The sequence below is a fragment of the Actinopolyspora biskrensis genome (assembly GCF_013408175.1).
Classification (GTDB): Bacteria; Actinomycetota; Actinomycetes; order Mycobacteriales; family Pseudonocardiaceae; genus Actinopolyspora; species Actinopolyspora biskrensis.
This window is the reverse complement of record NZ_JACBYW010000004.1, coordinates 218806-242225: the sequence shown is the minus strand read 5'-3', so window position 1 is coordinate 242225 and position 23420 is coordinate 218806. Positions and strand designations below refer to the sequence as shown.

Genomic DNA, 23420 nt, shown 5'->3' with positions numbered 1-23420 from the left:
GTTGATCGACCTGCTGGTGAACATCGACGTCCTCTGACACGAGGGATCACGTCGACGGACCGGTCCGGCACGACGTCGGACCGGTCCGCTGAGGAGGGGGTGCCCCACGCCGAGGGGCACCCCCTTTTTCCGTCGAGGTCTCCGGTCCTCCCCCGTCGCGGGAGGTTGCTTGGCGGAACCTCCCGCGGGCTCACCGCCGGTCCGCGATCTCACTGGCGTAAGGCGGCTGGGCACCCGAACGGGAAACCGTGACCCCGGCCGCGGAAGCCGCGTAGCGCAGTGCCTCGCACCAACTCCCGGTCCCCATCCCGGAGACCGCCGCGGCGGAAAGGGCCCCGGCGCGCCGCAACCAGGCGAGCAGGGCGGCCTGGATGGTGTCCCCCGCACCGATCGTGTCCACCACCGGAACCCGTGCGGCCTCGACCTCCGCGAACTCCCCCGCCGAAGTGAGCACGGCCATGCCGTCCGCTCCCCGCGTCAGCACCACGGCCGAGGGGCCCCTCGCCAACCAGTCGCGCAACGCCGCGAACAACTGCTCCGACTCGGTCTCCGAATCGAGTCCGGCCAACCACGCCGCGTCCTCCACCGAGAGCTTGAGCAGCGTCACGGCGGGCAACCACTCGAGGAACCTGCGCCGGTAGGCGTGCGGATCGTCGATCAGATCGGCCCGGATGTTCGGGTCCAGGGCCACGAAGGTCCCGCGCTCCGCCGCGCGGAGAAGCACCCGCTCGTACACCGAGGCCCCCGGCTCCAGAACCATGCCGAGCGTTCCGAACGAGACGGCCTCGGTCCCCTCTGGGAGGCTTCCGGGGTCGTCGAGGAGCGGGGTGGCGGTGCCCTCCGTGTGAAAGCCGTACCGCGCGGCACCGTTCTCGTCCAGTTCGACCACGGCCAGCGTCGTCGGTTCGGGGCCGCGCTGCACCAGAGCGGTGTCCACTCCGGCTTCGCGCAACCGCTCGCCCAGCTTCTCCCCGAAGCGGTCCGTGGACAGCCTCGTGAGCATGCCGACGGGCTCGCCCAGCCTGCCCAGGGCGATGGCTATGTTGTAGGGGCCGCCTCCCAGCCACGGACGCAACGGCGGCAACTCCTCCGCGAAGTCGCCGTCGGGCACGAGATCGACGAGCGCCTCGCCACCGACAATGATCAAGGTTCCTCCGTTCGGTGCGTATCGGCCGCTTCCCGCCCCTCCTCGGGAACCGCCAGGCCACCCACCAGGAAGTCCGAGAGCGCGTCGAAGGCCGCGGCGTCGGACAACCCGGTGCGCTCGGTTATCTCTCCACGCTGGATCGCGGAAATGGTCAAACCGACCATCTCCCCGACCAGGGCGGCGTCGACCTCGCGGAAAACACCCGTGCGCACTCCCTCGTGCACGACCGAACGGATCCGGTCCGCCGCCGCGGTGGCATTGGCCTCGTAGCAGGCCCGCGTGGCGGGGTTGTCCGCCATGTCGGCGATGAACCGCCTGCCGGCCGGGGCGAGCTCCGCCGCAGCGGCCTTCAGGTAAACGCGCATGCTCGAGCGCGCATCGGCGACCTCGGCCACCCGGAGCTCTATGTTGGCGGTCGCGCGTTTGAAGAAGTGCCCGACCACCCGAACCGCGAGTTGCTCCTTGCTCCGGGCGAGCGTGTACAGCGTGGACTTGGAGCAGTGCAGCCGCGCGGCCAACTCGTCCAGCGTGAAGTGCGCGAACCCCTCGGCCAGGAAGAGATCGCACAACCGGTCCAACAGCTCCGCCCGCCGCGCGCGCACGCCCCGGCTCGGGACACCGGCACTCTTGTCCCCGGGGGTCTCCGTCGGACGGGAATAGCTCATCGTTCGAGGCTGCCACAGCTCTCACCCGAACGGATGTGCGGGACGCACAGCCCGAAAGCGGTTTCGCCCGGTGAGCGGAAGCAGTACTATGCGTGCCCAGTAACCGTACTGAGTGCGGTTACACAGTACTGTACGGAGTACTGTTGACCAGTCCGCACGGACACTGGAGCAAGGATCCGATGTCGGTCGAACGCATGCTCACCACCACCGAAGCGAACGATCTGATCGCCCTCACCAGGGAGATCGCCCGGAACGAACTCGCCCCGGAGGCCTCGGCGGCCGAGGAGGACGAGCAGTTCCCCAGGGAGAAGTTCAAACTGCTCGGAGACGCGGGACTGCTCGGGCTGCCCTACCCCGAGGAGTTCGGCGGAGCGAACCAGCCGTACGAGACCTACCTGCAAGTGCTGGAAGAGCTCAGCAGCGCGTGGATGACGGTCGGAGTCGGGCTGTCGGTGCACACCATGTCCTGCTACCCGCTCGCCGAGTTCGGCACCGACGAACAACGCCGCCGGTGGTTGGGCGAGATGCTCGGCGGACGGACGCTCGGGGGCTACGCCCTCTCCGAACCGCAGGCTGGTTCGGACGCGACGGCACTGCGCACCAGGGCGGAACCGCGGGGCCCGGACTACTCGATCACGGGCACCAAGTGCTGGATCACCCACGGAGGCGTGGCCGACTTCTACACCCTGATGGCCCGGACAGCCGACGACGGGATCAGCTGCCTGCTGGTCGACGGGAACGCGCGGGGGATCTCGGCCGGAACGCCGGAGCGGAAGATGGGGCTGAACGGCTCCCCCACCACGGAGCTCGTCTTCGACGGAGCACGGGTGGAGGGCGGCCGGCTCATCGGTGAACGCGGCCAGGGGATGCGAATAGCACTGCGTGCCCTGGACTCGGGAAGGCTCGGAATAGCGGCGTGCGCCGTGGGCCTGGCCCAGGCCGCGCTGGAGCTGGCCGTCGAGTACGCCAAGCAGCGCAGCCAGTTCGGACAGCCCGTCATCCGGTTCCAGGGAGTCGAGTTCATGCTCGCCGACATGGAGGCGGCGGTGCAGTCCGCCCGCGCCACTTACCTGGACGCGGCCCGCCGCCGGGACGCGGGACGGGCCTTCGGACGGCAGGCCGCGGTGGCCAAGCTGATCGCGACCGACACCGCGATGAAGGTGACCACGGACGCTGTTCAGGTCCTGGGCGGGGCCGGTTACACCAGGGACTTTCCCGCCGAGAGGTACATGCGCGAGGCCAAGGTGCTGCAGATCTTCGAGGGGACCAATCAGATCCAGCGCATGGTGATCGGACGCGAACTCGCCGAGTGAGCCACGGCCGAGAAGAACCGCACGAGACCGCAGCGCGGTCCCGGACGACTCACCCGACGGGCCGCACCCCCCAGCGGGCGGACCAGGTGCGGCCCGGTTCCAAGCGGATCAGATCGGTTCCCGAGTTCAGCGCGTCCGGAGGACAGGTCATCGGTTCGACGGCGACGGCCCTGCCCCGGCCGGGAAAATCCCCCGCCGTGTAGACCTGCACCCACCCGAAGACCGGGTCCGCCCACACCTCGACACCGTGCCCGGTCGAATCGGTGACCGAATGACGCACGAGCCCCCGGGGATCGTCCGGAGCCGGACGGGCACCACCGAACGCGGTGTCCAGCCACACCCCCCGCAACGACCTGCCCCCGAGCAGCTCCACCTCGGCGCCCTCCAGCTCCCGCCCGGGAGGAACGGGCAGCATTCTCCCCTCGTCCGCGGGAAGCACGCTGGAAGCCGCCAACCGCAGTGCGCAGTCGTCGGTGGCCGCGTTGCCCGCCCTCGGGTAGGGGTGCACCCCCAGCCCGAAGGGAACGGGCCGGGAGCCGAGGTTCTCCACCGTGTGGTGCACCCCGAGCCCGTTCTCGTCGACCACGTACTCGACCGAGGTGAGCAACGGGACCGGCCAGCCCGGCTGCACCGGGATCATCGCGTGCAGCACCACCGTCGAATCGGTGTGCTCGCTGACCGCCCACGGCGTGTGCCGCAGCAATCCGTGAATGGCGTTGCGCCGTTCCGGTTCCGTGAGCGCGAGCTGCTGGGGCTCCCCCTCCAATTCCCACCGCCCGTCGGCCACCCGGTTCGGCCACGGCACCAGCACCGCACCGGCGGCTCCCGGGGGCAGCCGGTCGGCCTCGTAGCTCTCGCTGTAGGGAACGCCGTCGACGTGGAAACCACGCAGTCCCGCACCGACTTCGGTGATCACAGCGTGCGCGCCACCGTGGACGATCTCGAACTGCCGTCCGGTGGCCGGAATGTTTTCGGTCACCCGACCACTGTAGGTCGTGGCCGATCTTGGCGGACCACCGTCGGGAAAGCGGCCGGGGCCGATACCGGCGCGGACGGCGCGCTTCTCACGGAGCGAGACGCTCCACCTTCCACGAGTCGTCCAGCCTGCGGAAACGCAGCCGGTCGTGCAGCCGATCCGGACGTCCCTGCCAGAACTCGACGTACTCGGGACGGATGCGCCAGCCGCCCCAGTGCGGCGGAACCGGAACCCGCTCCGCGTCGGAGAACCGGCGTTCGATCCCGGCCAGGGAGGACTCCAGGGACTCCCTTCCCGGCACGACGCTGGACTGCGGGGAGGCCCAGGCGCCGAGCTGTGAGCCACGCGGCCTGTGCTCCCAGTACTCGGCCGTCTCCTCCTGCCTGACCTTCTCGACCGTTCCGCGCACGTTCACCTGCCGCTGCAACGACAGCCAGGGGAAGGTCGCCGCGGCGACCCGGGTCGCGGAGAGGTCGTGGCTCTTGGAGGAGGTGTAGTTGGTGAAGAAGACGAGGCCGCGCTCGTCGAAGCCCTTGCACAGCACGGTCCGCGAGGAGGGCATACCGGTGGCGTCGGCCGTGGCCAGCACCATCGCGTTCGGCTCGGCCAGTTCCGCCCGCACTGCTTCGTCGAACCACTCCCGGAGCTGTTCGTGCCAGGTCTCCCCCAGCAGGTCCTCGCGAAGCGGTTCGGCGTCGTAGGACACGCGCATTCCGGACAACGTGGCCTTTGCCTGCGACATCCATCTCCTCCTGACTCACACCGACGCCTCGGGGCGCCGTCGCTGAATCGAACGTGCTCACGGCGAACCGCGGTATGGTGCGTGCTGAACCGGCCGCTCCCCGGCACGGGGAACGGCCCAGCAACGACGGTAAACGGAATCCGAACCGGGGCCGAACCGGAGTGTTCTCCCGATCGATTCCGTAATCGATTCAGCACCCCGTCGCCGCGAAGCACGTCACTCGAACCGGGCAGCGGACCTCGCCACGCGGGCGAAACGCGACACGACGTGGTGTGATCTTTTTCATTACGGCCCGATAGGCGGCCGAGACGATTGCCATCGGTCCACGCGCGGGTGCACCGTTACCGCTACGACACGGGCCGCCCCGGAAGCGACCGTGTTCCACACCCCGCCACGTCCCCCACCGTGTTCCCGCACGGGAGCCACGGTCACAACCGGAACCAAGGAGACGAGGCGACGATGCCGAACCGAGTGGACAACGAATCGGCGCAGACCACGGTCAGCCCGGGGCTGGAAGGCGTGGTGGCGTTCGAGACCGAGATCGCCGAGCCGGACCGTGACGGCGGGGCCCTGCGCTACCGCGGGGTCGACATCGAGGAGCTCGCGGGCAAGGTTTCCTTCGGCGACGTGTGGGCGCTGCTGGTGGACGGGGAGTTCGGCGAGGGCCTCCGCGCCACCGCGGACGCACCGCTTCCCGTGCGCAACGGAGACGTCCGCGTCGACACGCAGTCGGCCCTGGCCATGGTGGCCTCGGCCAACGGGTTCTCACCGCTGCTGGACATCGACGAACGGCAGGCCCGCGAACAGCTGGCGCTGGCTTCCGAACTGGCGCTGTCCTACGCGGCGCAGTCCGCACGCGGCGACCGCGCGCCCGTGCCCCGCGGCGAGCTCGACAAGTGCTCGACCCTGGCCGAGCGCTTCCTGACCGGTTGGCGGGGAGAGGCCGATCCCGCCCACGTCAAGGCGCTGGACGCCTACTGGGTGTCGGCCGCCGAGCACGGGCTGAACGCCTCGACCTTCACCGCTCGTGTCGTCGCCTCCACCGGAGCGGACGCCGCCGCGAGTCTGTCCGGGGCGGTGGGGGCCATGTCCGGACCGCTGCACGGCGGAGCCCCCGCCCGGGTACTGCCGATGATCGAGGAAGTGGAGCAGCGCGGCGACGCGCGGGCCGTCGTCGAATCGATCCTCGACCGCGGTGAACGACTGATGGGCTTCGGCCACCGGGTGTACCGCGCCGAGGACCCGCGGGCGCGCGTGCTGCGCGACACCTGCAAGCACCTCGGCTCCCCCAGGTTCGAGGTCGCCACCGAACTGGAGCGGGCGGCGCTGTCGGTGCTCGCGGAACGACGCCCCGACCGGCAGATCGCGACCAACGTCGAGTTCTGGGCCGCGGTGATCCTCGACTTCGCCGGAGTCCCCACCGCGATGATGCCCGCCATGTTCACCTGCGCCAGGCTGGCCGGATGGTCCGCGCACGTGCTGGAGCAGAAACGCACCGGGCGGTTGGTCCGCCCGGCGGCCCGCTACGTCGGCCCCGGCGCGCGGGCGCCGCACGAGGTGGAGGGCTGGAACAGTACTTCCCCCCTGGAAGCCTCCCTCGACTGAGGAGCCCGCACGGCACGGCTTGTGCGCCTGGCCGGGGACCCGTCACGTGAGTCGGCGCCTCGGGAGGGCTGGGCCGCTCTCGAGCGGCGGCCCGCGCGGCGAGCGGCCCGGCCTCGCGGCGCGTCCGGCTCACGCACCGGGGTCCCCGCCCCGCGTGCGTGGGTGGGAGGTGCGAACGGCTCGGCTCGCCGGGGTGGTGTGTGCTCGCTTCGGCGCTGCCCGCGCCGGAGGACCGAGTGCGGAGCTCGCGCGCGTTTCGCGCGAAACCGTCGCTCCGGAGCGGCTCCGGGAGGAACGCTTCGCGCGAAACGTTCCCGGGGGAGGGATCCCTCGGGAAGGTGCCGCAGCCCACTGTCGGGCACGTCCCCGAGAACGGCACGAACCGGATGCGGGACAGTGTCGGTGTGCACCACGTCGAACCGCTGACATTCAGCAGCGCGCTGCTCAGCTGGAAGTTCGCCTTCTGGTGGGACCTGCTGATCGCGCTGATCGGGGCCGCTTACACGGCGGGCGTGCTACGGCTGCACCGCCGGGCACCCCACCGGAAGTGGCCCGCGCACCGCAGCTGGCTGTTCGCCGCCGGGCTGGTGAGCTGGTTCGTGGCCATGAACAGCTTCGTCGGGGTCTACAGCCACGCCCTGTTCACCATGCACATGGTCCAACACCTGATGTTGATCATGCTGGTTCCCGCCCTGCTGATCTACGGCAAACCGCTCCAGCTCTACAGCGAACTGGACGAGTCCGGCGCGCGTGAACGCCTCCTGCGCGGACGCGCGGTCGGGATGCTCACCCACCCCGCGTGGACGATGGTGCTGTACACCGTGGTGCTCGTCGCCACCCACCTGACCTCGTTCATGCAGATCATGCTGCTGAACCCGTGGCTGCACCACGCGGAGAGCGCGCTCTACCTGGTGACCGGATACCTCACCTTCCTTCCGCTGCTCGGGACCGAACCGACGCGCTGGCAGCACTTCCCGTACCCGTTGCGCGTGTTCAGCGCGATGATGGGCATGGGGCCGGACACGGGCATCGGCGTGATCCTGATGATGGCCGACGACCCGCTCTTCCCCGCCTACTTCGGGATGCGCGACTGGTGGCTGGACGACGGCACCCTGACCGTGCTGGCCGATCAGCGGCTCGGCGGCGGCATCATGTGGTTCTTCGGTGACGCGCTGATGGCCGTGTTCGCGCTGATACTGGTCAAGCAGTGGATGCGTGCCAAGGGCTCGGAGGCTGGATTCGGCAACTGGCTGGAATCCGCCCGGCGCAGCGCGCTCGCCGACACCGACGAGGAGGGCGGTTCGGCGGCCAGGAGCCTGCAGGCGAGCGAGGACCTGGACGAGGACGAACGAGCTCGTCAGGCCTACAACGCCATGCTCGCCCGCCTCGCCCAGCACGACCGGAACGAGCGCGGGGGTTAGCCGGGACCGCGTCGTCCCGGTTCCCGCGGGCGGCCGCTCGCCGGACCTCCGCGGCTTCGGCGGCAGGCCGGCGTGGCTCCCCGTCGGCCGCCGCTATGCTGCGTACGGCCCCGCCGCGCGGGCAAGCCACCCGCAAGATCCCGTTCCCCGCATCGAGCACGAGGTTCACCCATGTCCGCTCCCGTCCCGAGTACCCGCACGGACGGCTCCCCGGAGCCGCGGGCTCGGAAGTGGCCCGTTCGCTGGACGGCCGCGGGCGCGGTGCTCGCCGTCGCGCTGACGGTCGTGCTGGTTCTCGCCGCCGGCGAGGACGTCTACCGCGTGCTCGGCTACACCGACCCCGGCGCGCCGACCAAACTCGGCCTCAACCTGCTGCGCCTGGTGTTCGACCTGGCCGCGGCGACCTGCGTGGGATCGCTGGTGTTCTGCGCGTTCTTCACCGCCCCTCAGCGGGGGAACCTGGTTTCCCCCGACGGGTACGCGGCGCTGCGCACCGCGGGGGCCGCCGCGTGGGTGTGGGGCGGGGCGAGCCTGCTGCTCACCGTCTTCGACGCGGCCGACTCTGCCGGGCAGTCGGTGTCCGAGAGCCTCTCGCCGACCGCGCTTCTCGGGCTGCTGGACGCGTTGGACGTGCCGAAGGCCTGGCTCCTCTCGGCGGTCGTGACGCTCGCGCTGGCCCTCGCCTGCCACTTCGTGCTGCGGTGGCGCACCACGATCGCGCTGGCCGCCGTGGGGGTCCTCGCGCTGCTGCCGCCGGTCCTGGTCGGCCACGCCGCTTCCAACGCGGGGCACGACTTCGCCTCGGACGGCATGGCGTTCCACGTGGTCGCCGCCGTGCTGTGGCTCGGAACCCTGATCGCCGTGCTCGCCCACTCCCGCAGGAACGGGGCCTGCGCGGAGGCCGTGCTGCGCCGCTACCGACGCTTCGCGGTGGGGTGCTGGAGCGTGCTGGCCGCTTCCGGGGTGATCGCTTCGCTCGTGCTGGTTCCCGTGGACCAGCTGGTCGGCACCAGGTACGGCGCCCTGGTGCTGACCAAGGTGGGGTGCCTGCTCCTGATCGGAGCGGTGTCGATCCCGCTGCGCCGCCGCGTCTCCCGCGCGGGGGACGACCCGCGCCGCGCGCTGCTCCGGCTGGGCGGAGTGGAGCTCGCCGTCCTGCTGGGCACCTTCGGGGTGTCCATGGGAATGGCCCACACGCCACCGCCGAACCTGCTCGACCGGGACGCCACCGCCTCCGAACTGCTGATCGGTTACAACCTGCCCGACTTCCCCGGGGTCTGGGAGCTGATCACCCTGTGGCGGTTCGACCTGCTGCTGGGCACGGCCGCCGTGCTGCTGGCCGTGCTCTACCCGCTCGGTGTCCGCCGACTCCGGTCGCACGGGCAGAGCTGGCCGGCCCTCCACACCGCCAGCTGGTTCGCGGGCTGCGCCGCCGTGCTGATCGCCAGCTCCTCCGGGGTGGCCAGCTACGCCCCGGCGACGTTCGGGGTGCACATGTCAGCGCACCTGCTGCTGAACATGGTGGGACCCGCGCTGTTGACGCTCGGGGCTCCGATCACCCTCGCCCTCCGGGTGCTGCCCCGCGCGGGGGAGGGCCGGCCGTTCGGTCCGCGCGAGTGGTTGCTCGGGGTGGTGGACTCCCCCGTGACACGGCTGTTGACCAACCCGGTGGTCGCGTCCCTGCTGCTGGCCGGTTCGCTGTACGGGCTCTACCCGACCGGGCTGTTCCAGCTGATCATGCAGGAGCACTGGGCACACACGATCATGAACGTGTACTTCCTGGTCACCGGCTACCTGTGGTTCTGGTCGATCCTGGATGCCGACCGCACCCCGCGCCGCGTTCCACAGCTGGCCAGGCTCGGCGTCACCCTGGGGATGATGCCGCTGCTGGCTTTCTTCGGGGTGCTCGTGCTGAGCATGTCCGCCCCGATCGCGGGCAACTACTACCGCACTCTCGACCTGGCGTGGAGCATCGACCCGATGGCCGCGCAGCAGGCCGGGGCGCTGATCGGCTGGCTGGGCGGCGAGCTGCCGATGCTGCTGGTGCTGTTCGTGCTGCTGCGCCAGTGGCAGCGGGACCAGCACGGCACGGGCGAGGACACCGACGCGCACGAATCGATGATGGCCCGCCTGGAGGCCACGCGGCGGGGGTGATCGTCGGCGGCGGCACGATCCCGGGCTTCGCCGCCGACGTCCGGGAACCACCCGCGCGAACCACCCCGCGCTCCAGGAGCACACGGCGGAACTCCCGCCCCGGCTCGTTGAGACCGTGACATCGTGATCGTCGAAGTCGGCCACGAGCTTCAACCGCGCTCCCAGCGCGGACACGCAACGCCGGATGGTGCCGAGTTCGAGATGGGCGAGATCCCCTGCTCCGATCCGCTCACACGTGCCTGGCCGGCCCCCGTGCGCTCCGCGAGCTCGCTTTGGACCGGATGCTGGTTCTCGCGCGGTCGCGCCAGCCGGGCGCCGAGCGCGAAGGCGCGAGTGAGGGTGGAGGCGTGCTCGCGAGCAGCATCCACATCGCGACCGCGAGCCCGGTCACGGGTTCCTCCGTCCTTTTCGGTGCCTTGTGAGCAGCCAAGCGAACCGAGCCGACGAACTCATGAGGAGAGCCGGGTGCGCGCGGAAGGCGCACCCGGCTCTCCGTCACCGCCGGAGCGGGGAACTCACTCCTCGGCCAACGCGGCGGCCGGAACCGCCCGGACCGCGCGCCGCGCGGGCAGGACGGAGGCGAGGATCCCCACGGGGATCGAGCACGCCAGCACGAGGGCCACCTGCCACCACGGCACCGCGAGGGCGACCGGAACCTGGGTCTGCCCCAGCACCGCGGCGACACCGCCCCAGGCGAAGACGACGCCCAGCACCGCGCCCAGCACCGCGCCGACCAGGGCCAGCAGTATCGCCTCCAGCGCCAGGGTTCCGCGCAGCTGTCCCCTGGTGAGCCCGAGCGCGCGCAGCAGCGCGGACTCCCTGCCGCGTTCGATCACCGACAGTCCGAGCGTGTTGGCGATACCGACCACCGCGATGATCACCGCCACTCCGAGCAGCCCGGTCAGCACCAGCAGCATCACGTTGAGCACCTGCATGACGCTGGCACGGCTCGGCGCGGCCCCGCCCACGCTGAGCGCGGAGTCGCCGTCGGTGCCGCTGATCTCCTGGAGGTCGGAGGCGTACTGCTGTAGGTCCGCCTCCGCGGAGGCACGCGCCCACACGGCCATCGGCTTGGTCTCCAGCCCGGTCGCCCGCAGGTCGGTCTCGGACAGCAGCAGCTTGTTGTAGCCGTCGAACTCGCTTTCCGCGACGCGCACCGTGATCGGTCGCGGCCCCGCGGAGAGCTCGACACGCTGTCCGTCCGACCAGCCGAGGGAGGACATGAAGTCGGGGTTGACCAGCACCTTGCCCTGTTCCAGCGTGTCGCCCCCGTGCCTGGCGACCTCGCTCAGCTTCGCCGGATCGACGCCGAGCAGCTGCACGGGCATTTTCCCGGAGGGAGTACCGACCTCCTCCCCGGTGTCGATCCCGGTCCGAGCACCGCTCAGCTCGGCGCTGCTCGCCGTGCCCTCCATGGCCCGCACGTTCGCGGCCAACCCGTCGGGGACCGCGCCGTCCCGGCTCGCGGAACTGACCTGCGCGTCGACGGGCATGTTGCGGTCGATCTCCGCCACGGCGCTGCGCTCGGCGGTGGCGGCGCCGGTCATCAGCACCACGAGCAGGCCGACGCCGATCATCAGCGCGGTGCTGGTCGAAGAGGCCCGGTAGGGGTTGCGGACGGCGTTGCCCGTGGCCAGCACCCCGGTGGGGCCGAACACCCGGAAGAGCCGACCGATGAGCTTGGCCACGGCGGGAATGAGCGTCGGCGTGAACAGCAGCACCCCGACAGCGGCGATCGCGGCCCCGACGGCGGCGAGCAGCACCACCCCCAGCACGGCGCCCCCGAACAGCAGGGCGCCACCGAGCGCGGTCAGCACGACGGCGAGAACGAGCCGGACCCTGCCGATCCTGCGTGCCGACTGCTCGTCCGCCACGGGCCGCAGCGCGGCCAGCGGGGGAACCCGGATCGCACGCGCGGCCGGAGCCAGCGCCGCCAGGAACGTGACCAGCACACCCGCCAGGAGCGGGACGACGAACGCCCACGGCGTCATCCCCAGGGCGCCGAGATCGGCCGGGGAGTCGGTCAGTCCGATCGGCCAGCCCACGGCAGGCACGGCGAGGATTCCCAACGCGGTACCGATCACCGAGCTGACCACACCGATGATCAGCGCCTCGGCCAACGCCGAGCGACGGATCTGGCCCCGGGTGGCCCCCACGCAACGCAGCAGGGCGTACTGACGTCTGCGCTGCGCGTGCAGCACCGAGAAGGTGTTCACGATGACGAAACCGGCCACGAACAGGGCTATCGCCCCGAAGGGGAGCAGCGCCGCGTTCAGCGCGACGGACGCGCTGGCGCTGAACTGCTCCACCTGCCGTTCGGCCGCCTGCTCACCGGTGCGCACCTCCGCGTTCTCCGGCACGACAGCTCGTACCCCGTCGAGCACGGCCTGGGTGTCGGCACCGCTCGCGACGACCATGTCGATCTCGGTGTAGCCGCTCGTCTCGAACTCCCGCAGCATCCCGGGGGAGGCGAACAGCGTCGGCCTGCCCGAGCCCGTGAGCAGCGTCCTGCCGGTGTCCACCAGACCGGATACGGTCACCTCGGTTTTCGTCGGCTCCTGCTGCTCGCCGCCCGCGCTGCTCGCGTACGGGCTGCCGAACCCCTCGACTTCGATCGTGTCTCCCGGAGAGATCCCCTCCGAGTTCGCGGCGCGCTCGTTGACCACGACCTGGTTCCGCTCCGCGGGGTACTCGCCCTCGCTGAGCTCGTACCAGCGCAGCTGCTGGTCCTGTGGGAGCCGGTTCAGCTGGACGGCGCCCTGCCCCTTCTCCCAGGACCCGTTGGCGTAGCCCTCGTAGCGGGGTGAGGCCGTGGCGACCCCGTCCACCCGGCGGATGCTGTCGACCCGCTCGTCCTGGTCCTCCTTCCGCTCGCCCGGGGTCGTGCCCTGTCCCGGCATCGTGTTGCTCGACACCACGATGTCCGCCGCCAGGTAGGGCGCGGAGAGCATGCGTTCCATCGATGAGCGCATGGTCCCGGCGAAGACCAGGCTGGCCGCGACGAAGGCGACTCCGAGCACGATGGCCAGTCCCGCCGCGGAAACGCGTCCCAGGTTGGACCGCAGTTGCAACAGCGTGTTGCGCAGCATCGGGCCTCACCCACCCAGCTGACGCAGCGCTTCGAGCACGGCGTCCGAAGTGGGGTTGTCGATCTGTCCCGCGATGCCCCCGTCGGCCAGCAGCACCACCCTGTCGGCGTAGGAGGCGGCCACCGGATCGTGGGTGACCATCACCACCGTCTGGCCGAGGTCCCGGACCGAACCGCGCAGGAAGTTCAGCAGGTTCGTCCCGGACTGGGAGTCCAGCGCCCCGGTGGGCTCGTCGGCGAACACCACCTCCGGGCCGGTCACCAGCGCGCGAGCCACCGCGACCCGCTGCTGCTGCCCACCGGAGAGCTCGCTCGGGCGGTGCTTGAGGCGTTGGGTGATGTCCAACGCGTCGGTGATCCTGCCCAGCCACTCCCTGTCCGGTTTGCGACCGGCCAGTTCCAGGGGGAGCAGGATGTTCTGCTCGGCGGTCAGCGTCGGAAGCAGGTTGAAGGACTGGAAGAGGAACCCGATCCTGTCCCGGCGCACCAGCGTCAGCTTCTTGTCGGGCAGCGCGGTCAGGTCGGTGTCACCGAGCATCACCCGCCCGGAGGTGGGCACGTCCAGCCCGGCCAGGCAGTGCATCAGCGTCGACTTGCCCGACCCCGAAGGCCCCATGATCGCGCTGAACTGCCCCCTGCCGAAGCCGATGTCGACCCCGTCGAGCGCACGTACCTGGGCGGCACCGCTGCCGTACACCTTCACCAGCGCGGAACCCCCCGTCGCGTATCCCTGCGCCGGTTCGGTCGAGGTCGCGGTGGACAAACCACCGGCCGGGTCCTCCGATGAGGCCGCGTCCCGGCGCGGCCCGTTCGGGACACTCACGTGAATCCCCCATTGCGGTCTGTTCAACTTGTGGAATTGGCTCAACGTGACGTGCTGAGCACGAAGCACAATACGTGCCGTTCACACGACGTCCGGAGGAGTGATCCGGTTGTCCCTCCGCGCTCCCGCCCGGGTGGGCGAAGCCACCGCGAACGCGGACCTCGTTCGGGACGCCTCCGGTACCACGGCTCCCGCCTCCGGCGGGCCGGAGCTCGCGCGGAACTCCGGAAGGTACGGATCAAGGAAACACCGCGGGCGCGGGAAACGCCTCGGGTGAATCCCCCAGGCTCCCCTGAATCGTCCCCGGGGTCGGGACGCGCGCACCGCGCGGGAGCGCGGACAGGCCGTGGTTCCGGGAACGGAAGAACCGTCCGAAGCGACCGGTCACCCGAGCCCGCTCCTCGTGAGCAACCGTCCGGATGAGACGCACGGCCGAACCGGGGTGACGGCTCGGCCGTGGCGTGCTGTTCCGGCGCCGCCCCGGAACAGCGCCCCCGCCCGGCCGGCCCCCGCGCGAACCGCTCCGTAAGAGCCCTGTCAGGACGGGGCGAACCGCCGCAGCCTGAGACTGTTCGAAACGACGAACCCCGAGGACAGCGCCATGGCCCCTCCGGCGATCAGCGGGTTGAGCAATCCCAGCACGGCCAGCGGAACGGCCGCGAGGTTGTAACCGAAGGCCCAGACCAGGTTTCCCCGGATCGTGCCGAGCGTCCTGCGGGAGAGCTTGATCGCGTCGGGCACCGCGGCGAGATCGTCCCGCACCAGGATCAGGTCCGCGGCCGAGATCGCGACATCGGTGCCCGCCCCCACCGCGAGACCGAGTTCGGCGGTGGCCAGGGCCGGGGCGTCGTTGACCCCGTCGCCGACCATCGCCACCCTGCGCCCCCGTTCCCGCAGTCGTTCGATCTCGGCCACCTTCTCCCCCGGAAGCACACCGGCCACGACCTCGTCGATGCCCACCTCGGCCGCGACCGAGCGAGCGGTGGCTTCGTTGTCCCCGGTGAGCAGCACCGTGCTCATGCCCAGCCGGGACAGCTCGCGCACCGCGGCCTCCGCCGAGGGCTTGACCCGGTCGGAGAGCGCGAGAACCGCGACGGCGACGCCGTCGCAACCGACCAGGACGGTGGTGCGTCCCGCGCTCTCCCACTCGGAACGCTTCCGGTCCAGCTCCTCCGGGACCGGGACCTCCCGGTCGGTGAACAGCTTCGTCCTGCCGACCAGGACCCGGTGCCCCTCGACCTCGCCGCGCGCCCCGAGCCCGGGTTCGTTCACGAAGCCCTCGACGGTGGGCAGCGACTCCGCCTCCCCCGCCGACTCGGCACGAGCCGCCGCGGCCACGGCCGCGGCCACCGCGTGCTCGGAGGCGTGTTCCACCGCCCCGGCCAGCCGCAGCGCCCGCTCCCGCGGGAAGTCGGACACGCAGCGCACGTCCGTCAACGACATCCCGCCCGTGGTGACCGTGCCGGTCTTGTCCAGCACGACGGTGTCGACCTCCCTGGTCGACTCCAGCGCCTGGTACCCCTTCAGGAAGATCCCCAGCTGGGCCCCGCGCCCGGACGCGGCCATCAACGCCGTCGGAGTGGCCAGCCCCAGGGCACAGGGGCAGGCGATGACCAGCACGGACAGCGCCGCGGTGAACGCGCGTTCGGGACCGGCCCCCAGCAGCAGCCACCCGGTCAGGGTCAGCGCGGCCAGCACGAGCACGGCCGGGACGAAGTGGGCCGAGATGCGGTCCGCGAGCCGCTGCACGGCGGCCTTGCCGCTCTGCGCCTGCTCCACCAGCCGAACCATCCCTGCCAGCTGGGTGTCCCCTCCGACCTCGGTGGCCTCGGTCAGCAACCAGCCGTTGGAGACGACGGTCCCTCCCGTGACCTCGTCGCCTTCGGTGACCTCGGCCGGAACGGACTCACCGGTCATGGAGCTGCGGTCCACGGCAGCCTGCCCGCGCACCACGCGCCCGTCGGTGGCGATCGTTCCTCCCGAGCGCGTGACGAAGTGCTGGCCGACGCGCAGCTGCTCCGCGGGGACCTCCCGCTGCGTACCGTCCGCGTCCTGCACCGTGGCGGTCTTGGCGCTCAGCTCGGCCAGCGCCCGCAGAGCACCCCCGGCCTTGCGCTGCGCCTTCGCCTCGAAGTAACGCCCGGCCAGCACGAAGGTGGTCACCCCTGCCGCCACCTCGAGGTAGGCGGCGCCGTCGGTGTTCAGCAGCAACCACAGCCCCGAGGCGTCGTCCGGGGCCCCGCTCGGCGTGAACATCGCGTACAGCGACCACACGCAGGCCGCGGCTATGCCCACCGAGACCAGGGTGTCCATGGACGAGGAACCGTGCCTGGCGTTGACCAGCGCGGCTCGGTGGAACGGCCAGGCCGCCCAACCCGCCACGGGCAGGGCCAGCGCTATGATCAGCCACTGCCAGCCGGTGAACCGCGCCTCGGGCAGGACCGTGAACAGGATCGCCAGGTCGGCCAGGGGGATGAACAGCATGACGGCTACCACCAGCCTGCGCCACAGATCGCGCACCCGCTGCCCGGAGTCCTCCTCCCGGCGCTGTTCGGCGGGGCGCAGCACCTCGGCCCGGTAACCGGCCTTCTCGACCGTTCCGGTGAGCACCTCGTCCTCCGTGTCGGGCGAGGCGGTGACACTGGCCCGTGCGGTGGCGTAGTTGACGCTGGCTCGCACCCCGTCGAGCTTGTTCAGCTTGCGCTCCACCCTGGTGGCACAGGCGGCGCAGGTCATACCGCCCACGGTCAGCTCGATCGCGCGCTGATCCGAAGCGCGCTCGGCCGTCGAGGAACCCGCGGACATCGTCATCCGGACACCTTTCGTGCGTTTCGCCGTGGTGAGCGCTCCCCGCCACGGCGTCCGACCTCCAACTCGGGCCGTGCGCCCACTCCAACCCCTCACGCGCTCGCGCGGTGCGCGACCGGGGAAGGACCGGACCCCTCCGGCTCCGCGGCCTCCGCGGGACCGGGACCGGTCCCGGGCTCGTCCGCCTCATCCGGATCCGCCCCCGCGTACCCGGACTCCGGGAAGCCGGGGAACCGCTCCGGCCCGCGCAACACCGCCAACACTGCCACCAGCGCCAGCCCGATCAGCACGGGCACGTGAGAAAGCACCCGGCCCAGGCCCACCCGGTCGGTGAGCAGATCCAGCAGGCACAGCCCGCCGAGCACACCGGTGAAGCTCGCCAGCACCGGCAGTTGAGCGGCCGCGTGCCTGGAACGCAGCGCCACCCAGACCAGCGCCACGGCAAGCGCCGCGTTCCACGCCCCGGTCTCGTGGTCGACGTGCGGCGCGGTGCCGTGCGAAGCGCCGGGCAGCACCCGGACCCCCGGGCCCGTGAGATACAGCACCGCCGTCCCGAGCTGGAGCAGCGCCACCAGACCGAGCAGCCAGCGCAGCCCGAGCCGCAGCGGCCTGCCCCTGGCGCCGCGCAGCCGGTCCAGCCTGCTCGGACGCAGGGCGGGAAGCACCGCCTCGGTCACATCGGGCCCCGGCTCGGCGGGCATCACCCGAACCGCTCTGGTCAGCGCCGTGGCCTCGCGGTACCAGTCCCGGCAGGAGGCACAGCCGTCCACGTGCAGCCGTGCTCGACGGCGCTCCTCCGTCGTCGCCGCTCCGTCGAGCTCGGCGGAGAGGATCTCGACACTCGTCACGCAGTCCACACGGTGCTGGTCGTCCGAAAGCCCCGGTTGGTTCCCGAAGCCGTACGACCGGTCGGGAGTGGGAACGAGTATCGTTCGGCGAGGTGAGCGCGGCCGGGCCGGGCGAGCGAGGCAGGGCGGGCGTTCACCGTGACAACGGCAACTCTTCCGGTGGACCTTCCGTCCCCGAACCTCATTGGACTGGGTGTGGACGACCAGGAGCTCACGCGTCGTGCGTTCGCGGCCAAGCAGGGCGACACCGAGGCCGCCGCCGCGTTCGTCCGCGGGACGCAGCGGCAGGTCTGGCAACTGTTGCGGCACCTCACCGACGAGGGCTCCGCCGAGGACCTCACCCAGGAGTGCTACCTGCGGGCTTTCCGCTCGCTGAGCTCCTACCGGGGGAGGGCGCCGGCTCGCACCTGGCTGCTCTCGATCGCCCGGAAGGTGGCCGCCGACCACCTGCGGCGACGCAAACGCCGCCCGCAACGGGCCGACCACCCCGACTGGCAACGAGCCGCGGAGCTGGCCCAACCGCGGACGCCGACGCTGCTGGACGGTTACGCGCTGCGCAGCGCCCTGGCCGGTCTCGGTCCGCAGCGGCGCGAGGCGTTCGTGCTGACCCAGGTGCTCGGGCTCAGCTACGCGGAAACGGCGCAGGTCACCGGCTGCAGAACCGGGACCGTGCGCTCCCGGGTGGCCAGGGCGCGGGAGGACCTGGCAGCACAGCTGCGCGAGCACGACGAACCGGAGCGAACCGCGGGCGAGTGAGCGGTCGGCGGCTCGGTTCGAGCAGGTGGTTCCGCGGGGGCACCTCGGGCGGGTCCCGCTGCGGGATCCGGCGCACCGAGTGGGCACCGCCGCGCAGGCCGAGCCGCGCGCCCGCCGAAGGCCGGAGCATCCCTCGGGTGACGCCCGGCTCGTCGCTGTGGCCAAGAAGGCAGCCGAAGCAGTAAGTTTCCGACGGCTGGTTCACACCGTCGGCCACGGCGCGAGCCGTACCCCGCCGACGATGTGCACCACCGTGCTTGAGCCGGCAACGGCGCCGGTCATCTGGCCAACTTCGTGATCGTTCGCAAGCAGCCCGCCACGGCGGGCTGAACTCAACACAACAAGGACCGGAGGCGCCGGCATGACGCAGGCCGAAACCAACACCGACCCGACGACGCTGCGGTTGCCCAGCGAACTCGTCCCCTCGGACGGGCGATTCGGCTGCGGGCCGTCCAAGGTCCGCCCCGAACAGCTGGACAGGCTCGCCAACCAGGGAGCCTCCGTGATGGGCACCTCGCACCGGCAGAAACCGGTTAAGTCGCTCGTCGGGCGCGTGCGGGAAGGTCTTCGCCAGCTCTTCTCCCTTCCGGAAGGCTACGAAGTCGTCCTCGGAGTCGGTGGAACGACCGCTTTCTGGGACGCGGCAACACTCGGGCTCGTCCGGGAGCGCGCGCTGCACCTGACCTACGGTGAGTTCTCCGAGAAGTTCGCCAAAGCGACCAAGACAGCACCGTTCCTGCAGGACTCGATGGTCGTCTCCGCGGACCCCGGGGACGCTCCCGACCCCGTGTCCGACCCGAGCGTGGACCTGATCGCCTGGGCGCACAACGAGACCTCCACCGGCGTGATGTTGCCGCCGCAGCGCCCCGCCGGTTCGGAGAACGCGCTCATCGCCGTCGACGCCACCTCCGGTGCGGGCGGGCTGCCCGTCAACGCCGAGAACGCCGACGTCTACTACTTCGCTCCGCAGAAGAGCTTCGCCTCGGACGGCGGCCTGTGGCTCGCCGCCATGAGCCCGGCCGCGCTGGAACGGGTCGGGGAGATCGGCAGCACGGATCGCTGGATCCCCGAGTTCCTCTCGCTGACGACCGCGCTGGACAACTCCCGCAAGGACCAGACCTACAACACGCCCGCGGTGGCCACGCTGTTCCTGTTGGCCGACCAGATCGAGTGGATGCTGGAGCAGGGCGGCCTGGACTGGTGCGTCCAGCGCACCGGCGAGTCCTCGCGCCGGCTGTACTCGTGGGCCGAGGCCTCCGAGCACGCGAGCCCCTTCGTGGCCGACCCGGCCAAGCGCTCCCAGGTCGTCGGCACGATCGACTTCGCCGAGTCCGTCGACGCGGCCGCCGTGGCCAAGGCGCTGCGCGCGAACGGGATCGTGGACACCGAGCCGTACCGCAAGCTGGGGCGCAACCAGCTGCGCATCGGCACGTTCCCCGCGATCGAGCCGGACGACGTAACCAAGCTCACCCGGGCGATCGACTGGGTGATCGGCAAACTGGGCTGATGCGTTCCGGCGCCGGGGCCGACCCGTCCCCGGCGCCGGTCCGTCCGGGTATTTCTACTGATTCGCGCGACGCTCCGAATCCGGCAGGATCGCTCGACGTATCGGTCAACCCGGCGCGTCCTCGCCCGTAACCGTGGGCCGCCGGGTTATCGTTATAGCTTGGTGATCTAAAATCAGCGGGAGGCGCGGGGAGGCACCTATGCGAGCGCTGCGAGTGGTGGGACTCGAGGAGGACGGCGAGACGGTCGTCTGTGAGGATCCCGACAACGGCGAACGCTTCGCGGTGCCCGCCGATGAACGACTGCGTGCCGCCGCGCGGGGGGATCTCACCCGTCTCGGGCAGGTTCAGATCGAGATGGAGTCCCAGATACGCCCACGCGAGATCCAGGCACGGGTGCGCGGGGGCGCTTCCGTCGAGGAGATAGCGGCGGAGTCCGGGCTCCCCGAACAGCGCGTCGAACGCTACGCCCACCCCGTGCTGCTGGAACGCGCCCAGGTCGCCGAACGGGCTCAGCGGGCGCACCCCGTGCGCGAGGACGGTCCGGACGTGCAGACGCTCGGCGAGGTCGTCGCGCACACCTTCGGCATGCGCGGACACGACTACGGCGAGACCTCCTGGGACTCCTGGCGCGGCGACGACGGCAAGTGGGTCGTCTCGTTGTACTGGCAGGCCGGACGCACCGAGAACACGGCACACTGGACCTTCAACCCCGGCGCCCAGGGAGGCACGATCGCTCCGCTGGACGACGACGCGGTCGATCTGCTCGACCCCTCACCCAGTCGCCCGCTGCGCACGGTGCGTCCCGTGACCGAGCTGGCCCGGGAAGCGCTCGAGCTGGACCACTCCGACTCGGAGGACGACACGGCCCAACAATCGGGTCCGGAGCACGGAACTCCCGCTCCGGTGCTGGGGCAGGCCACGGCAGCCGGGGCGCGCGGCGGTGACGGCGTGGACGGTCCCGGAGTGGGAACACCCCACGTCCCTCCGATGACCACCGGTTCGATCGTGGGAGCGACGGTCCAGTCCGCCGATGCGGGACATCTGCGCGATGCCGAGCAGGACGGGCAGACCGGAGCGGATCAGGCCGGAAGAACAGCTCCCGGCGCGGAGGAGCAGGAGGAGCTCTCCGACGAGGAGGCGGACGACGACGAGTCCGAGACCTCGCAGAACCGCAAGGACCACCCGATCGTCCCCTCCTGGGAGGACGTGCTGCTCGGAGTGCGTTCCAACCGCTGAACACGTTCGTGGGAGCTCCCGCTCCGGACCAGCGGGTGCCCCGGCTATCCGCTCTTCGGGGTCTCCTCCCCGGAGGGGGCCCCGTTCCGCGGAGGCTCCCCCCGCCGCGCGCTGCTCTGCCCGCGCTGCGCGATCCGGGCGCGCAGTCTCGTGCCGGGTCTGCTGACGAGCTTCCCGAGCTCACCGCTCGGGCCGCGGTTGCCCCCCTGCCGGTTCTCCCCGGGTTCCGAGCTGAGCGCCCTGGTCACGAACCCCGCCGCCACGGAAAGCGCTCCGATCGTCCCGGCCGTCCAACCGAGATAGCCCAGCTCCTCCGGCACTGCTACCGCGAGCAGGGCCAGCAGGATCGCGAGGGCACCGATCAAGAACAACGCACGCGCGGACGGTGACATGACCTTGATTGTGCCCAACGAGGCCACGGGGAAGCCACGGTCGTCGCGTCACACCCGTGGACGGCCGCCGGTCCGGTGCGGGGGAGCGGGGCTTCCCGCGGCGCGGCGGTGCCGAGGCGGAGGACCCGCCGTCAGCCGAGCAGGCTCAACGGCAGCACGATCCAGGACAGCACTATCCCGCAGGCCAGTCCCAGCACCGGCCACCGCCAGGTGGGCACGTCCCGGCCCAGCCAGATCGAAGGGGCGAACCCTCCCGCCACGGCCAGGTTGATCACGACGGCGAGCAGCGGGTTCACCTCTCCCAGACCGAGGGAAACCACCACGAGGGCGATCGCGGTCAGCGCGGCCACCATCGCGGCGACCGTCAGCCCCGGCAGCCACGGCACGTCCCCCTCCGGGGTCGCAGCTCCGCCTGGCAGGCCCTCGCGGTTCCGGTCGCGCTCCTGCGGTTCCACGCGGCGGACGCTCCCGTCCACCGGGTCCCTGTAGCGGAGCGCCGCACCGGTCTCCGTCGCCAGCTCGGTAGCGAGCAGCTCCCCGCGCCGCGTCGCCGTCTCGGCGGCCTTCCGCCCCGACGTCTCGCCACGGCGTATCCGTTCGACCACCTCGGACCACTCGCGCAACGCCCCCGCCAGCCTCTCGGAAACCCCCGTGTGCTCGGGAGCCAGCCCCAGAGTCCCGCTCGCGTCCACGAGCACGGCACCCGCCCGGCCCGCGCGCAGCTCCAGCTCCGGTTCTTCGGTGACGCTGCCGGTCAACAGCACTCCACGGTTTCAGAAGGTCGGCGGCTCGGTTGTCGCAGGTGGTTGCTGAGCGGAACCTCGACGGCGTCGCGTGATACCCCGGACAGCGACCTCACTGGTGCTTTCCTCGCGAGTTGTCGGTCGGCTCGAGTCTTTCCTCGGCGCTGCGGCGCCGAAACATCCACCCGGGCGACTCGCACCGCCGCGGGTTCCCCCGTGGTGCTCTCGCGAGGAGGGCCCCGACGTTGTGCAGTGCCTACCCGATGTCGGGGCACCCGCGGCGGGAGCCCGCGAGAGGTTCCGTCGCGCAACAGCCCGAGACGGGGGACGGAAAACGTCAATCGACGAGGTCCTCGCCCATCGCGTGGAACACGATCGCGGCCGAGGCCGCCACGTTCAGCGAGTCCACTCCTCTGGCCATCGGGATCCCCACCGTGAGATCGGCCGCGGCCAGGGCCCGCTCACTCAGCCCGGGCCCCTCCGAACCGAGCAGCACGGCGACCTTCCCGCTGGAGAGATCGGCCTTGGCCACCGGAACGGCCCCGGAACGAGGCGCCAGAGCGGCCACGCGGAAACCGGCCGCTTCGAGCAGTCCCAGATCCGCGGGCCAGTCATCCAGCCGCGCGAAGGGCACCCGCAGCACGTGTCCCATGGAAACCCGCACGCTGCGGCGGTACAGCGGGTCCGAGCACCCCCGGCCGAGCAGCACCCCGTCCAGGCCGAGCCCGGCCGCGTTGCGGAACATCGCCCCCAGGTTCTCGTGGTCGACCACGCCCTCCAGCACGGCGAGCCGCCGGGAGTTCTCGATCAACCACGCCGGGTCGGTCTCGGGTGGCCGGTCCGCCACCGCGAGCACCCCCCGGTTGAGGTGGAACCCCACGATCTTGGCCAGCACGTCGGGCTCGACGACGTAGGCGGGAACGTCCAGGCCCTCCAGCACCCCGGACAACGCGTCGATACGACGTCGTTCACCGAGCAGGCCGCGCAACGGGTACGGCGAGTCCAGCAACCGTTCGACGACCAGTCTCCCCTCCCCGATGACCAGACCGCGTCCACCGGGACGGTCGGGACGGCGGTCCGCCGTGGTCAGGTCGCGGAAATCGTCGACCGCGGGGTCCTCCGGATCGGTCACTTCGATCAGTCTGGCCACACACCGCATCGTCGCATTCGGTTCCGGCGGCCGGTCCCGGACCTC

18 protein-coding genes are annotated in these 23420 nt (G+C 71.1%); 7 read left to right on the top strand and 11 right to left on the bottom strand.

Going from position 1 to position 23420, the window contains the following annotated elements; all coding sequences use genetic code 11:
- Window positions 1–190 precede the first annotated feature (190 nt).
- Window positions 191–1147 (bottom strand): carbohydrate kinase family protein, encoded by a 957-nt coding sequence (locus FHR84_RS12180; RefSeq protein WP_179535601.1) that lies wholly within the window; start codon window positions 1145–1147, stop codon window positions 191–193.
- Window positions 1144–1812 carry a TetR/AcrR family transcriptional regulator gene (locus FHR84_RS12175; RefSeq protein WP_218862773.1) on the bottom strand — a complete coding sequence of 223 codons (669 nt, stop codon included), beginning with the start codon at window positions 1810–1812 and terminating at the stop codon, window positions 1144–1146. The genes FHR84_RS12180 and FHR84_RS12175 overlap by 4 nt, the downstream gene beginning before the upstream one ends.
- A gap of 179 nt (window positions 1813–1991) precedes the next feature.
- Between FHR84_RS12175 and FHR84_RS12170 the strand changes: the two genes are divergently transcribed.
- The gene (locus tag FHR84_RS12170; RefSeq protein WP_179535853.1) at window positions 1992–3125 is read left to right on the top strand and encodes an acyl-CoA dehydrogenase family protein; all 1134 of its coding nucleotides are present in this window, start codon (window positions 1992–1994) and stop codon (window positions 3123–3125) included.
- A 49-nt stretch (window positions 3126–3174) separates the two neighbouring features.
- On the opposite strand, the gene FHR84_RS12165 is transcribed toward FHR84_RS12170, so the two are convergent.
- Window positions 3175–4104, bottom strand: a complete 930-nt coding sequence (locus tag FHR84_RS12165) for an aldose epimerase family protein (RefSeq protein ID WP_179535600.1) — start codon at window positions 4102–4104, stop codon at window positions 3175–3177.
- An 85-nt stretch (window positions 4105–4189) separates the two neighbouring features.
- Complete coding sequence (gene pdxH / locus FHR84_RS12160) at window positions 4190–4843, bottom strand: pyridoxamine 5'-phosphate oxidase (RefSeq protein WP_179535599.1); 654 nt, start codon at window positions 4841–4843, stop codon at window positions 4190–4192.
- A 459-nt stretch (window positions 4844–5302) separates the two neighbouring features.
- On the opposite strand from pdxH, the gene FHR84_RS12155 reads away from it, so the two are divergent.
- The 3 genes from FHR84_RS12155 (at window position 5303) to FHR84_RS12145 (ending at window position 10023) form a co-directional block, all read left to right on the top strand.
- Entirely contained in the window at window positions 5303–6448 is a 1146-nt protein-coding gene (locus FHR84_RS12155) for a citrate synthase 2 (RefSeq protein WP_179535598.1), read from the top strand.
- A gap of 338 nt (window positions 6449–6786) precedes the next feature.
- The gene (locus FHR84_RS12150) at window positions 6787–7869 is read left to right on the top strand and encodes a cytochrome c oxidase assembly protein (protein WP_343075249.1); all 1083 of its coding nucleotides are present in this window, start codon (window positions 6787–6789) and stop codon (window positions 7867–7869) included.
- 171 nt (window positions 7870–8040) lie between these two features.
- Window positions 8041–10023, top strand: a complete 1983-nt coding sequence (locus tag FHR84_RS12145; protein ID WP_218862772.1) for a bifunctional copper resistance protein CopD/cytochrome c oxidase assembly protein — start codon at window positions 8041–8043, stop codon at window positions 10021–10023.
- Between the two features lie 515 nt (window positions 10024–10538).
- On the opposite strand, the gene FHR84_RS12140 is transcribed toward FHR84_RS12145, so the two are convergent.
- The 4 genes from FHR84_RS12140 to FHR84_RS12125 form a co-directional block, all read right to left on the bottom strand.
- A complete protein-coding gene (locus tag FHR84_RS12140) occupies window positions 10539–13112 on the bottom strand; it encodes an ABC transporter permease (protein WP_179535597.1) in 2574 nt (857 codons plus the stop codon).
- A 6-nt stretch (window positions 13113–13118) separates the two neighbouring features.
- Window positions 13119–13874, bottom strand: a complete 756-nt coding sequence (locus FHR84_RS12135) for an ABC transporter ATP-binding protein (RefSeq protein WP_179535850.1) — start codon at window positions 13872–13874, stop codon at window positions 13119–13121.
- A gap of 597 nt (window positions 13875–14471) precedes the next feature.
- Complete coding sequence (locus FHR84_RS12130; protein WP_179535596.1) at window positions 14472–16745, bottom strand: heavy metal translocating P-type ATPase; 2274 nt, start codon at window positions 16743–16745, stop codon at window positions 14472–14474.
- 89 nt (window positions 16746–16834) lie between these two features.
- Window positions 16835–17590, bottom strand: coding sequence for a zf-HC2 domain-containing protein (locus FHR84_RS12125; RefSeq protein WP_179535595.1), 756 nt, complete (start codon window positions 17588–17590; stop codon window positions 16835–16837).
- Between the two features lie 195 nt (window positions 17591–17785).
- Between FHR84_RS12125 and FHR84_RS12120 the strand changes: the two genes are divergently transcribed.
- From FHR84_RS12120 to sepH, 3 genes are all read left to right on the top strand, one after another.
- Complete coding sequence (locus tag FHR84_RS12120) at window positions 17786–18346, top strand: sigma-70 family RNA polymerase sigma factor (protein WP_179535594.1); 561 nt, start codon at window positions 17786–17788, stop codon at window positions 18344–18346.
- Window positions 18347–18707: 361 nt separating this feature from the next.
- Window positions 18708–19853, top strand: a complete 1146-nt coding sequence (serC, locus tag FHR84_RS12115) for a phosphoserine transaminase (RefSeq protein WP_179535593.1) — start codon at window positions 18708–18710, stop codon at window positions 19851–19853.
- 199 nt (window positions 19854–20052) lie between these two features.
- Window positions 20053–21090: a septation protein SepH gene (sepH, locus tag FHR84_RS12110; RefSeq protein ID WP_179535592.1), complete on the top strand. Its 1038-nt coding sequence runs from the start codon at window positions 20053–20055 to the stop codon at window positions 21088–21090.
- Between the two features lie 44 nt (window positions 21091–21134).
- Here the strand turns inward: sepH and FHR84_RS12105 are convergent, their stop codons facing one another.
- The 3 genes from FHR84_RS12105 to FHR84_RS12095 form a co-directional block, all read right to left on the bottom strand.
- On the bottom strand, window positions 21135–21482 hold the full coding sequence (locus FHR84_RS12105) for a hypothetical protein (protein ID WP_179535591.1): 348 nt from the start codon (window positions 21480–21482) through the stop codon (window positions 21135–21137).
- 131 nt (window positions 21483–21613) lie between these two features.
- Window positions 21614–22246: a DUF2537 domain-containing protein gene (locus FHR84_RS12100; protein WP_179535590.1), complete on the bottom strand. Its 633-nt coding sequence runs from the start codon at window positions 22244–22246 to the stop codon at window positions 21614–21616.
- Between the two features lie 316 nt (window positions 22247–22562).
- Window positions 22563–23384, bottom strand: a complete 822-nt coding sequence (locus FHR84_RS12095; RefSeq protein WP_179535589.1) for a TrmH family RNA methyltransferase — start codon at window positions 23382–23384, stop codon at window positions 22563–22565.
- Between the last annotated feature and the right edge of the window lie 36 nt (window positions 23385–23420).